The 14,287-nt window shown below is 32.9% G+C and carries 6 protein-coding genes; all 6 read left to right on the forward strand.

The features are described 5' to 3' along the window. The 6 genes from Q4Q35_RS13040 to Q4Q35_RS13065 are packed head-to-tail and all read left to right on the forward strand — an operon-like array spanning position 1 to position 14,163. Positions 1-2,559, forward strand: coding sequence for a glycoside hydrolase family 3 protein (locus Q4Q35_RS13040; protein WP_303278431.1), 2,559 nt, complete (start codon positions 1-3; stop codon positions 2,557-2,559). 11 nt (positions 2,560-2,570) lie between these two features. Then, positions 2,571-4,202: a sialate O-acetylesterase gene (locus tag Q4Q35_RS13045; protein ID WP_303278432.1), complete on the forward strand. Its 1,632-nt coding sequence runs from the start codon at positions 2,571-2,573 to the stop codon at positions 4,200-4,202. A 2-nt stretch (positions 4,203-4,204) separates the two neighbouring features. Beyond that, the gene (locus tag Q4Q35_RS13050; protein ID WP_303278433.1) at positions 4,205-5,278 is read left to right on the forward strand and encodes a phosphatidylinositol-specific phospholipase C1-like protein; all 1,074 of its coding nucleotides are present in this window, start codon (positions 4,205-4,207) and stop codon (positions 5,276-5,278) included. Continuing rightward, entirely contained in the window at positions 5,271-8,237 is a 2,967-nt protein-coding gene (locus Q4Q35_RS13055) for a glycosyl hydrolase 115 family protein (RefSeq protein WP_303278434.1), read from the forward strand. The genes Q4Q35_RS13050 and Q4Q35_RS13055 overlap by 8 nt, the downstream gene beginning before the upstream one ends. A 20-nt stretch (positions 8,238-8,257) precedes the next feature. Next, positions 8,258-10,096 (forward strand): metallophosphoesterase family protein, encoded by a 1,839-nt coding sequence (locus Q4Q35_RS13060; RefSeq protein WP_303278435.1) that lies wholly within the window; start codon positions 8,258-8,260, stop codon positions 10,094-10,096. Positions 10,097-10,128: 32 nt separating this feature from the next. After that, a complete protein-coding gene (locus Q4Q35_RS13065; protein ID WP_437439747.1) occupies positions 10,129-14,163 on the forward strand; it encodes a hybrid sensor histidine kinase/response regulator in 4,035 nt (1,344 codons plus the stop codon). The last annotated feature ends 124 nt before the right edge of the window (positions 14,164-14,287 follow it).

Below are 14,287 nucleotides of genomic sequence, written 5' to 3' on the forward strand. Positions count from 1 at the left end.
ATGATACTAAAAAAGTCCCTTATATATTTATTCGGTTTATGCGCTGTTTTAGTATCGGCACAAAACAAGCTTCCTTATCAAAACCCAAACCTACCCATAGAAACTAGAGTAAACGATTTACTTGACAGATTAACTATTGAAGAAAAAGTATCGCTACTAATAGCAACAGCAGAAGCCATTCCCAGATTGGATGTAGATAAATATTACCATGGTAACGAAGCTTTGCATGGCGTAGTAAAAGGCGGCAGGTTTACCGTTTTTCCTCAAGCCATTGCTCTTTCGGCAACTTGGAATCCAGATTTAATTTACGACGTCGCTTCTGCCATTTCAGATGAAGCACGGGCAAAATGGAATTTTTACAACCAAGGCAAAGACCAAAAAAATGGATTTAGCGATATGCTTACATTTTGGTCGCCCACCATTAATATGGCCAGAGATCCTAGATGGGGAAGAACTCCAGAAACCTATGGTGAAGACCCATATTTAACGAGTAGAATTGGTGTTTCTTTCGTAAAAGGTTTACAAGGAAACGATAAAAAGTATTTAAAAGTAGTTTCAACACCCAAACATTTTGTAGCAAATAATCAAGAGAATAATCGATTTGGCTATAACGCGAATATTTCCGAAAAAGCACTTCGTGAATATTATTTTCCTGCCTACAAAGCAGCTATTCAAGAAGCGAATGCCCAATCTATTATGAGTGCTTATAATGCCGTTAATAATGTGCCAAGCACAGCAAACAATTGGCTTTTAAATTCTGTTTTAAGAGAAGAATGGGGATTTAAAGGCTATGTTGTAAGCGATTGCGGCGCTCCAACGCATTTAGTAAAATCACACAAATTTATCGATACTAAAGAGCGAGCAGCAAAAGCAGCAATAGAAGCGGGCTTAGATTTAGAATGTGGCGATGATATTTACAATAATCATTTGCTTCCTGCATATCAAAACGGACTCATCTCTCAAGGAAGTATTGATAAATCTGCAGCTAGAATTCTAACATCCCGCTTCAAATTGGGGGTTTTTGATAGTGTAGAAAACAACCCTTATACCAAAATATCTCCAGAAGTTATTGGCTCAAAAAAGCATCAAGAATTGGCTCTTGAAACCTCCAGACAATCCATCGTATTGCTTAAAAACAAAAATAACACATTGCCATTAGATGCTAGCAAGATTAAAAAGATTGCTGTTGTTGGGTTTAATGCCAACCAAGTAGTTTTTGGAGATTACAGTGGCTTACCCGTTATAAAACCTATTTCACCTCTTGATGGTATAAAGAATAAAGTGGGCAACAACATAGAAGTTACCTATGTTAAATGGAAAACAGCTGCTAGAAATTTAAACTTTATTGATTCGGAATATCTAAGAAATGACTTTAATGACGAACCTGGCTTGTATGCCGAATATTTTGATGATAAATTTCTTGAGGGCACACCACAAACCCGAGTGGATAAAGGAGTTAATTTCGACCCAGTGAACAATCCTCCAGACCCATATACCGCCTACCTACATAAATCCATCCGATGGACAGGTTACATAACACCCAATGTTTCTGGAACATATAAAATAGGCGTTAACTCAGATGATGGTATACGTTTATGGTTGAATAATGAATTAGTAGTCGACGCATGGCATAACCGAGGAGCCACAACAGATCAAGTCGAAATAACCATGCAAGCGAATAAGAAATATGCTATTAAGCTCGAATATTTCGATAATGGTGGAGATGCTATATGTCAATTACTATGGAAAGTACCAGGTGATACAAATGGTGATTTATACGATGAGGATATTCAAGCAGCAAAAACAAGCGATTACGTTATTGCAGTAATGGGTATTAACAAGACCATTGAAAAAGAAGGAAAAGACAGAAAGTCATTAGAACTTCCAAAAGACCAAATTGATTATTTAAAAACCATCTATGCTATAAATAAAAATACTATTGTAGTATTAGTAGCAGGAAGTTCTTTAGCCATAAATTGGGTGGATGAAAATATTCCTGCCATAGTTGACGCTTGGTACCCTGGTGAAGCTGGTGGCACCGCTATAGCCGATGTGCTATTTGGAGATTACAATCCAGCAGGCAGACTCCCTTTTACATGTTACAAATCGGTATCAGACTTACCTCCTATGGATGATTATGAAATATCTAACGGAAGAACCTATATGTATTTTGAAGGGGATGCATTATATCCTTTTGGTTATGGTTTAAGTTATACGAAATTCGAATATAACCGTATGAAAATTAAAAAGAAAGATGAAAAATTATTAATTTCTAGTACCATTAAGAATATTGGTAATTATGATGGTGATGAGGTTGTTCAACTGTATTATAGAGCAAAAGAATCATCACATAAACGTCCATTAAAGAAGCTTATAGGATTTAAAAGAATCTCTTCAAAAATAGAGGAATCAAAAACCGTTCAATTTGAGGTTTCCAAAAAAGACTTACAATACTGGGATGAAAAAACAAAAAAATGGGTGTTTGATAGTGGCATGTATGAATTTATGATTGGGGCTTCATCAAAAGATATTAAATTGCAAAAAACAATGTCACTTTAACCACTCCCATTATGAAGCCTATTTTTATAGTTATAAGTATCTTTTTTTCTTGTTTAATTTCAGCACAAACCAAAGAGGTTCTTTTTTTATGGCCAAATGAAGTGCCTGGAGAAACGGAACCTAAACATGAACCTGTTCAAACAGATAACACAAGTGGAGATGTTATAAGGCTAACCAATATTACCAATCCGTCATTAACCGTTTTTAAACCAGAAAAACCTAATAATTCTAAGGCAGCAGTCATAGTATCTCCTGGAGGTGGGTATAGTATTTTGGCTGTAAATAAAGAAGGATATGAAATAGCAGAATGGCTTAATACTTTAGGATATACAGCTTTTGTATTACAATATCGTGTGCCAAAAAAACGAAAAGGCGCATTGCAAGATATACAACGTGCTATTCGAACAGTACGAAGCAAAGCATCTGTTTATAATCTGAACCCTCAAAAAATAGGTGTTTTGGGGTTTTCAGCAGGAGGTCACTTATCTGCTCTAGCCTCAACAAGCTATAAAAAAGACGCTTACCCCAAAATAGACGCTATTGATGAATTATCAAGTCGTCCAAATTTTTCAATGCTTGTTTATCCAGCATACCTTGATAAAGGTGAAAATAAAAGTATAAGTCCAGAATTAGAGATTAACCAAAATACACCACCATTTTTTATTTTCGGGACAATGGATGACCGCTATGGAAACAGTCCTTTAGTAATGGCAACCGCTTTAAGAAATAAAAAAGTACCTGTTGCATTACACATGCTATCTGAAGGTGGACATGGTTATGGCTTACGAAAAGGAAATATAGCTGCTAAAACATGGCTAGATTTAGCCGAAATATGGTTGAATAAGATGGTTAAATCCAGAGCACTAGCCAAGTATGAAAGAACTATTAATTTCCCACAAGTTATTGAGTTTCCTAAAAGAATTCCAAAAAAGAAAGATGTTTGGGTTTTTATGATGGCAGGGCAATCTAATATGGCTGGTCGTGGATTTGTAGAACCGCAAGACACCATTCCATCTGAGCGTATTTTAACAATAAATAAAGAGAATGATATTATTCTAGCCAAAGAACCACTCCATTTTTACGAACCAAAAATGGGCGGATTAGATAGTGGTTTGTCATTTGCAAAAAGCCTTTTAAAAGACATTCCAAAAAACGTATCCATATTACTAATTCCTACGGCAGTTGGAGGTAGTTCGATAAATAAATGGGTTAACGATTCTGTACATCGCGATGTGAAGTTATTATCAAATTTTAAAGAGAAAGTCGTTTTAGCTAAAAAATATGGAACAGTAAAAGGCATATTATGGCACCAAGGAGAAAGTGATGCAAATAAAAAAAAGATTCCGAAATACAATAAAAACTTAGCGATTCTATTTAAAACATTTAGAAAATCTGTTGGAAATAAAACCTTACCCATTTTAATGGGCGAACTTGGTTCTTACTCAAAAAAGAAAGAATCTTGGATAGCAATAAATAACGCTATAAATAAATATGCTTCAAAAGACAGGTACATTTCTGTTGTTAAAACATCTGATTTAAAAGATAAAGGTGATAAACTACATTTTAACTCAGAAGGTCAAAGAATGATGGGAAAACGATTTGCAGAAGCATATATTGAACTCATAAAACCAAAAAACAAATGAGCATGTTTAAAATCAATACTAGCATCTGTTTTATATTTATATTTTCTTTTATCGCATGCCATAACAGTGATATTCGACTTAATGATATTCAAGTTATTGGCAGCCATAATTCCTATAAAATTCCTATTGAAGAACCACTTTGGAACTATTTACATAGTGTAGATTCTTCACAGGCAAAAGCCTTACAGTATGGTCATATAACATTAGAGGAACAGTTAAATTTAGGGTTGCGCAACTTGGAATTAGATGTGTTTCACGACCCAAAAGGGGGCTATTATTCGACCCCAAAAGGTTTGGAAATTGTAAGAACCATGGGAGCAACCCCTTTAGCATTTGATAAAGCGGAAAAGCTAAAACATCCTGGGCTTAAAATGTTCCATGTTCAAGATGTGGATTTTAGAAGTCATTATTTATTATTTAAAGAAGGATTGCAAGCACTAAAAAATTGGTCTGATAACAATCCAAGCCATACCCCTATTTTCATATTAATAAATGCCAAAGACCAAAAAATACCTGGTACTAAAGAACCGCTAACGTTTACAAAAGAGGCATTAGATAGTATTGATATCGAAATTAAGAGTGTTTTTTCTAACGATAAATTAATAACACCAGATTTGGTTCGGGGTGATTTTGAAACTTTAGAAGCCGCTATTTTAACAAAAGGATGGCCAGAGTTAGAAGCATTAAAAGGACGGTTTATTTTTGTTTTAGATGAAAAAGAGGATAAAATAAATAGGTATTTAGAAAATCATCTGTCTTTAAAAAACAGAGCCTTATTTGTGAACAGTAAAGAAGGAAATCCTGAAGCTGCATTTAGAATTGTAAACAATCCTGTTACAGATTTCCACTATATAAAAGAATTAGTTAAAAAAGGCTATTTAGTACGCACACGAGCAGACGCAGGGACTAAAGAAGCTCGTGAAAATAATTATAACCGATTCGAAAAAGCAAAAGAGTCAGGAGCGCAAATTATTTCGACAGATTATTACGTGCCTTCAACATTATTCTCTTCAACTTTTAAAGTGAGTTTTGAAAACAATAAATATGAACGACTAAAAAATGAGACTCATGATTAAAAAAATAATTATAATAATTATTTGTTGTCAATTTGGAATTTTAAATGCGCAACAAGGTCTTTCAGAATTCACAATTGTAGATAATACGACATCGACTTCTATTTTAATAGATAAAAAAGATGCTAAAGTTGTTGAAATTGCTTCGCAAATCTTTGCTGAAGATGTATTTAAAATTTCAGACAAAAAAGTATCAGTCATTACAAAAAAAACAAATCAATCCTATGTAATTATTGCAGGAACGATTGGTAAAAGTAAATTTATTGATGCGCTTATATCAAATGGAAAAATTAACGTTACAGAGTTTAAAGGACAATGGGAACGTTATGCTATTCAAGTAGTAAATAACCCTTTAAAAGGTATTGATAAAGCATTGGTTGTTATTGGAAGCGATAGAAGAGGAACCGCTTATGGTATCTTAGAATTATCTAGAATGATTGGAATTTCGCCATGGGAATGGTGGGCAGATGTAACCCCGGAAAAGAAGCATGAAATTAGTTTATCTGTTGAGAACATAGTGTCTAAAGGGCCTTCTGTTAAATACAGAGGTGTCTTTTTAAATGACGAAGATTGGGGTTTACAACGTTGGGCAGCTCTAAATTATGAACCTGAAACTGGTGATATTGGTCCTAAAACATACGCTAAAATATTTGAATTGTTATTGCGTTTGCGCGCTAATACCATTTGGCCTGCGATGCATTCTAGCACAAAACCTTTCTATTCATATCCAAAAAACAAAGAAGTTGCCGATAATTATGCGATAGTTATAGGTACCTCACATGCAGAGCCTATGTTGAGTAACATAAATACCGAATGGCGTCATGCCACCATGGGTGAATACCGTTACGATACTAATTCCGACGTCATAAAAGATTTGTTTACCAAGCGCGTAAAAGAAACCTCAAAATATGAAGGTATTTATACAACAGGTATGCGAGGCGAACATGATTCCCCTATGATTGTTGGAGAAGATGATACCGATTCGCAAGTACAATTATTGGAAAAAGTTATTACAGACCAGCGTAATATTTTAAAAACAGAGACAAAAAAGAATCCAAATACAATTCCACAAGCGTTTGTACCTTATAAAGAAGTGTTGAAATATTACCAAAGCGGACTAAAACTACCTGAGGACATCACTTTAGTTTGGACCGATGATAATTATGGCTACATCCGCCAGTTAAGCAACCCAGAAGAGCAAAAACGTACTGGTGGTGCAGGTGTGTATTACCACACATCCTATTGGGGGCGTCCGCACGATTATTTATGGTTAAACTCCACCAATCCGGTATTAATGTGGGAAGAAATGTCTAAAGCTTACGAGTTTCAATCGCGTGATATTTGGATTTTAAATTGTGGCGATATTAAACCACATGAGTATAATATCGAATTGTTTTTAGATATGGGATGGGATATGACTCATTTCGAAAAAAGCAGTGCTGTAAAAGACCACACAACAAAGTGGGCAGCTCGAGAATTTGGAAAAAACACCTCGGAAGAAATAACCGATTTATTAACAGAAAATAACAGATTAGCATTTATAAGGCGTCCAGAATTTATGGCATGGAGTCAAGTAGAACCTGTTACCAAAGAAGGCGAAACAGAACTCACACAGTTTCATTATGGCGATGAAGTAAATACCAGAATAAAAAGCTATCAAAATTTAATTGAAGCAACAGAAAGCATTTACAAAAACATTAATAAAAACCGTAAAGATGCTTTTTATCAACTGGTGTATTATCCTGTTATTGGAGCTTCAAAATTAAACTTGAAATGGCTGTATAGTTTCAAAAATAAGTTTACAGCAAAACAAGGTCGGGAAAGTGCCAATGTTTTTGGACAAAAATCGATAGACGCTTATACAAGGATTCAACAAGAAACAGACTATTATAATACCAAACTGCAAAATGGTAAGTGGCATCATATTATGACTATGTCTCCCAGGTTTTTACCCGTGTTCTCACAACCAGCACTATCACATGTTAAAAATCAAAAAGCCTCTATCGGTTTAGCTTTAGAGGGCTATCAAATGGAAGTTAATCAAGATATTATAAACAGCTATGCCGATGTATTACCTGTTTTTAATAGTTATACTAATAGCAACTATTTTATTGACGTATTTTTAAAAGGACAAGGCACTGTTGCGTGGGAAGCTAAGCCTAAAGCAGACTGGATTAAAATTTCGGAAACTAAAGGCACTTTAAATAATAACGCAGGTAATGAAGAAAAACGGCTGTGGGTAAGCATAGATTGGGCTAAAGTGCCCAAAGGCGAAAATAAAAAAGAAGCACCACTGGGGCATGATTTCCAATTAATTCCACCAAGTTATAAAGTAAATAGTGCTATCGATTTTGTATCGGGAGATAAAATAATTACCATAGGCATTTCTGTTTATAACCCCGAATATGATATACTAAAAGACTACTCTGGTTTTATTGAAGATAAAGGGTTTATTTCTATAAACGCAGAAAATTTTAGCAGAAAAAAGAGTGGCACACAAGCCAATTGGGAAATTTTTGAAGGTATCGGCTATACCAATAATGTGATTACAGCTTTACCAAGAACCGCAAAATCTGAAGTCGATTTAAAATCAATTGAACAAAATAGCCCCGCATTAGAATATGACTTTTATGCTTTTAATTTTGGCGAGGTTGACGTAAGACTACAAGCAATTCCAACCCATGCTCCTCATACAGGAAGGGGGGTACGATGCGCTGTTGCCATTGATGATGCAGAACCTGTTATTGTAGATTTTCAAACCTTTGGAAGAAGTGATACATGGAAGCAAAATGTACTTAAAAATGCATCGGTAAAATCTGTGAAGCAAATTGTAAATAAGGCTGGAAAACATACACTTAAAATCTGGATGGTAGACCCTGGAGTCATGTTAGATCAAATTTTAATAGATTTAGGGGGTTGGAAATCTAGTTATGCGTTTCCTAATGAAACATTTAAAAAATAATTTTTAGTTTTTACATATAAATGCAAATTTTAAAAACCATAGTATCTCTCTTCTTTTTGGTTGTAGTAATATCTTGTAAAAAAAATCAAGATTTACCACCAGAAAATATTCAGATAGCGTTTTTAGCAGATGTGCATTTTCAAGATATTTATGGCACGTTTCAAGACGCTAATTACAAAGGCATAAAAAATCCGGTAACAGGTGAGTTCGTTAATATAAGAACCATGAATTCACAATTAAAATCTACCAGAATTTTCAATGAAAATTACTTTGCTTTTTTAGCTGCTTTAGATGATATTTCTAAAAGAGGTATTAAAATAGTTGTACTTCCTGGAGATTTTAGTGATGATGGCCAACCAATACATGTTAAGGGGTTGAGACGTGTTCTAGACAAGTATTCAGAGAAATACAATATCTCATTTTTTGCCACAACAGGTAACCATGATCCTGTTAGGCCTTTTTCCAAAGAAGCCTTAAAAAAAGACTTTTTGGGTGAAGGCGGTAAAGAACAAATTATCGCGAGTTCAGAAAGCAAATTAAAACCATTACAAGATGGTCAATTAAAACCAATCATAACATCAGGAATAAAAAACTGGGGGTATAAAGACATTTTAAATGAAATGTCCGATTTTGGATTTTATCCAAAACAAGACTATCTCTATTGGGAAACCCCATTTTCAAACTATACTTATACAAACTATAGTTTTAAAGAAGCACGTGAGGCATCTCCCTTAGAGAAAAGAGTATATCCCATTCAACATAATACTGCATTTCTTCCAGATGCAAGTTATTTAGTAGAACCCGTAGAAGATATTTGGCTTTTAGCAATAGATGCGAATGTATATATTCCAAAGGAAAAAACATTAGGCTTAGAATCTAATCCAGATGACTATACAGGAGCAAGTATTGGTTATAATAATGTGTTATCTCATAAAAACCATCTCGTAGATTGGGTTAAAAATGTATCAGCAGAGGCTAAAGCACATGGTAAAACATTAATTGCTTTTAGTCATTATCCTATGGTTGATTTTAATGACGATGCCTCTTTAGAAATGAAAGCATTTTTTGGTTCGAACAAAATGCAATTACATCGTGTCCCGAACGAAGATGTTTCTAAAACATTTGCAAATGCAGGTATTCAAATACATTTTGGCGGACACATGCATATAAACGATACAGGTGTTAGAACGGCTGCAAAAGGGACATTATTCAATATACAAACACCATCATTAGCAGCATATATACCGGCCTATAAAATATTAACCGTACATTCAGATTATGAATTTGATATAGAAACTGTGGTTACAGATTCTGTTTATAATTTCAATAAGCTGTTTCCACTTTATGAGCAAGAACATACACACTTAGAAAGCATAGAGAAGATTAATATTTGGAATAAAGATATTCTTAAAACCGAAAACTATAAGGAGTTTACTAAATGGCATTTAAAAGAGTTAACGCGGCTTCGGTTTATACCGAAAGATTGGCCTAAAACATTTACCGATGCTGTTTTAAAATCTTCAGGAAAAGATTTGTTATTAATGGGTCAAAATAATAAACAAATAATCAATCAACAATTAGCATCAAAAAAATGGCTTTTAAACGATTTTGAAAACTGGACAGGTTTCGATATGGTTTTTGATTTTTACAGATTAAGAAGTGCAGACGAGTTAGCCATAGCCGATATTGGATTAAAACGATTGGAGCAATATCAATTTGTATGTGATCAATTAGCAAAATCTGGAGATGAAACATTTGCATTGTGGCAAAGTATATTGATGAAGACAGTAAACGGATACCCTTCTAATCATTTCAAAATCAACTTAAAAACGGGTTCAATAGAACGAATAAATCCATAAATAATTATTAAATTGTATACATAATTTACCTTATGAGACACCATTTTATTATAATATGTTTGTGCATTTTTTCTTTTTTTAGTTCGAATTCTCAGAATATAAAATTCGAGCATTATAATGACAATAGCGGATTGTCTCATAACTCCGTACGCCATATTGTTCAAGATAAACATGGCTTTTTATGGCTAGGAACATTTTCAGGTCTTAACCGTTTTGATGGCTATGAGTTTAAGTCATATTTAAGTTCTTCACTAGAAGAAAATAAAATTTATAACGACGATATTACAGATCTGGAACTTGATGAAACATCAAATAATCTCTGGATAGGTACAAGAAAAGGGTTGACTCTTTTTAAAACTGACACGCATGAATTTACAACATTTTTACCTCAACCCAATAACCCAAATAGCCTACCAGATGAAGAAATTCGATCTGTATATGTAGATAAATTTAAACGTGTTTGGGTTGGTACCAAAACAAAAGGTGTCTATCTGTTTTTTTTAGAAGAAAATCGATTCGAAAAAATAGAAATAAAAGATTTTGAATATATAAAAGCTTTTTTTGAGGATAGAAAAGGCAATATTTGGGTGGGAAGTTATGGTGCAGGTGCTGTAGCTAAAATCACGTTAGACACCAATGGAGATGTCGCTCAAATTATTAATTACACACTAGATATCCCTAATTCAAACGATAAGAACCCCTATCTTAATTTTATATATGAAGACATTAAGTCCGATATATTTGTTGGTACCAGAGAAGGCTTGTACAAACTCAACAAAACTATCAATAAGTTTGTAAATATTTATATAGAAGACGATACTATTAGAGATAATTTAGGCCCCTACTTTTTATCGGTGGCTCTGGCTCCAGATGGAAAATATTGGGTTGGAACTTTAGGAGGATTATTGGTATGCAACCGGCTAGAAGATATAGCAAAAGGTGATTTTCAATGGCATTATGCCGTATTATCAGATAACACGTCTTTAGTTGACAACTTAATTTCTGCATTGTATTTTGATGCTTCTGGAGTTCTTTGGATTGGAACGGAGGATGGGTTAGACAAATACGATCCTTACGAAAACCAATTTAATCTCAATAAAGATATTTCTAAGTTTATTGGTAATAAAGCACCTCGAATAAGAGGGTTTTCTAAAACAAATGATGATAAATTAATTGTTGCAACACGACATAATGGACTTTTTATTTCTACAAAAGACAATTTTAAACCTTTATATAATAATCAAAAAGATATTGCCAGTATCTATTCAGTAAATGGAACAACTTTTTATTGCGGTTTGTGGAATGGCAAAATATTGGTTTACGATTATATAAATAATACTTCTAAAGAGATTGACATAGGTTTTGACCAATCACCCGTTTTTGCTTTCGAAAACATAGGAGATAATATGCTTATGCTTGGTTCTTTTGGAGAAGGCGCTATTGTTTTAAATACTAAAACATTAAAAGTAGAAAACTTTATAGGTGTGTTATTACCAGAGTTTCAAATAAATGAAATTGTTAAAGATAACAACGAAAATATATGGTTTGCCACTGAAACCGGTGTTGTAAAATATAACATGAAATCTGAATTAATTAAGTCTTACAAAGAACTTTCTAACGAAAATTATGGCCTTCCCCATGATAATGTAAGTGATATTTTGTTTGACGAAAAAGGACAACTATGGGCAGCAACACGTATGGGGTTAAGTTTATACGACACTTTAATAGATAATTTTAAGCCTTTAAAACAACCTAATGAACTTGCCGGGAAATGGGTTACAGATATATTAACAGACACAAATGGTGATTTATGGTTAAACATGAATAATAATAGTGTTGCCAGACTTAAAACGAATCTTGAAGATTTTAATATTTACCATGTAAATAGTGGAAATAGATTAGATGTTTTTAGCTCCAGCGGCTTTTATAACTTCGGTAATTCTAACATTTACTTAGGAGGTAAAAATGGGATTATCTATTTCTCGCCTTATACTATTAATGAAAACAAATGGTCTCCAACACCAATGATTACTGAGTTTAAAATTCAGAATGAAGAAGTAATTCCTGGTATAGAAATTAACAATCAAGTTCCTTTAGTTACAGATTTAAACCATTCTAAAAGTGTAACACTTAATTATAAAAACAGAAATTTTTCATTTCACTTTTCAGCACCATCTTATGCCAACGAAAAATTAAATAAGTTTGAGTATATGTTAGAGGGGTTTGATGAAAGTTGGGTTCCTGCGAGTAGCAATTCCAGAACAATACAGTACACAAATCTATTTCCAGGAGATTACATATTTAAAATAAAATCTGCAAATAGTGATGGCCATTGGAGCAAAACTACATCATATAAAATAAAAATTACACCGCCTTTCTGGTTAACATACCAAGCCTTTATATTATTTCTATTAACCTTTTTAATTGTCTCTTATTTTATAAGAAGAGAGGCTAAAAATCGTATTAGGCTAAAACAAGAACTCGTTACAGAAAAAGTAAACAGAGAACGAGACATAAAATTAAATAATGAAAAACTACGGTTTTTCACTAATATCTCGCATGAATTAAGAACGCCTTTAACCCTTATTTTAGGTCCCGTAAAACAATTAATTGAAGAAGGGAAAGAAAATGGCAGTACGTACCAAAAAAGTAGATTCAACCTCATCCATCAAAATGCAAGTAGATTATTAAATTTAGTAAACCAAGTCCTTGATTTTAGAAAAGCACAAACAGGAGAACTAAAACTTAAAGTTACAAAAACAGATATTCTTGCCTATTCTAAAAATATTTTCGATTCTTTTAAAGAACTGGCTTATAATAAACAAATCACGTTAAATTTTATTTCAGAGAATGATACTTTAATTGGTTGGGTAGACAATGATAAATATGATAAAATTCTTTATAATCTTTTATCCAATGCGATAAAATTTACTAACAAATATGGAAACATCGATTTGTTTATAAAATTAAAAGATGGCATGAAAGGCTTTTTGGTAATTGAAGTTAGCGATGATGGTATTGGTATTCCGCTAAAAAGTCAAGAAAAGATTTTTACACGATTTTATCAAGCAACTAACAGCAAGGAGCACAATACAGGCTCTGGAATTGGATTATCCTTAGTTAAATCTTTAGTAAATTTACACAAAGGCTTCATAAAAGTACAAAGTAAACCTAACAAAGGAAGTGTCTTTACTGTAGAAATCCCTATAAATCGGAAATTTTATAATAAGGAAGATATTTTCGAATTTGTTTCGAATAAAAATATGCTAGAGTCTTTACAATACATTCCTGCAAAAAAAGTAATCAGTAATACCGATATAAAAGAAAAAATATTAGTTATTGAAGATAATATTGAACTTAGAAAGTATTTGATTGATTATTTATCTGATTATTATAAAGTATATGAAGCAGATAATGGAAAAAAAGGGCTTCAAATTTGTCGCCAAATTAAACCCATTTTATGTGTAGCAGATGTAATGATGCCTGTTATGAATGGGATTCAGTTTTGTGAAGAATTAAAAAATGATGAATTTATAAGTCATATACCAGTCATATTATTAACAGCACTTTCAGAAAATGAAGATAAAGTAAAAGGCTATGGCGTTGGAGCAGATGGCTACTTAGTAAAACCTTTCGATCCTTCTTTACTTAAAACAGTTATAGTAAATATTATTAAAACACGATTAGAATTAAAGGTTAAATTCTCAGATGAAGTAGAAAGTGAAATAAGTTTACTTACGCACTCACCTATTGACGAAGCTTTAATGAAAAAAATAACCGATTTACTTGAAAAGAATTTAAATAAAGTAGATTTAACAACTAGCTTTCTATGTAAAGAATTAGGTATGAGTTCTTCTAAATTATATAGAAAAATTAAAGAGCTAACAGATTTGTCTCCCAATGAGTTTATTAGAACCATTAGATTGAAAAAATCGGCGCAACTTTTAAAATCAAAAAAATATAATGTATCAGAAGTAACCAACCTAATAGGCTTTAACGATCCGTTATATTTTAGCAGATGTTTTAAAAAACAGTTTGGCTTCCCTCCTAGTAAATTGTTAAAATAACGTACTATTTATTTAAGTTGTTCATATTAAATTCATCCATATTTTTGATGTATTAATCCATTTCGTTCTCTACCAGATATTATAATTTAGTTTTTATAATTTTTGTTACATGTGCTTTGTAGCA

This window comes from Flavivirga aquimarina (assembly GCF_030540835.1).
Taxonomy (GTDB): domain Bacteria; phylum Bacteroidota; class Bacteroidia; order Flavobacteriales; family Flavobacteriaceae; genus Flavivirga; species Flavivirga aquimarina.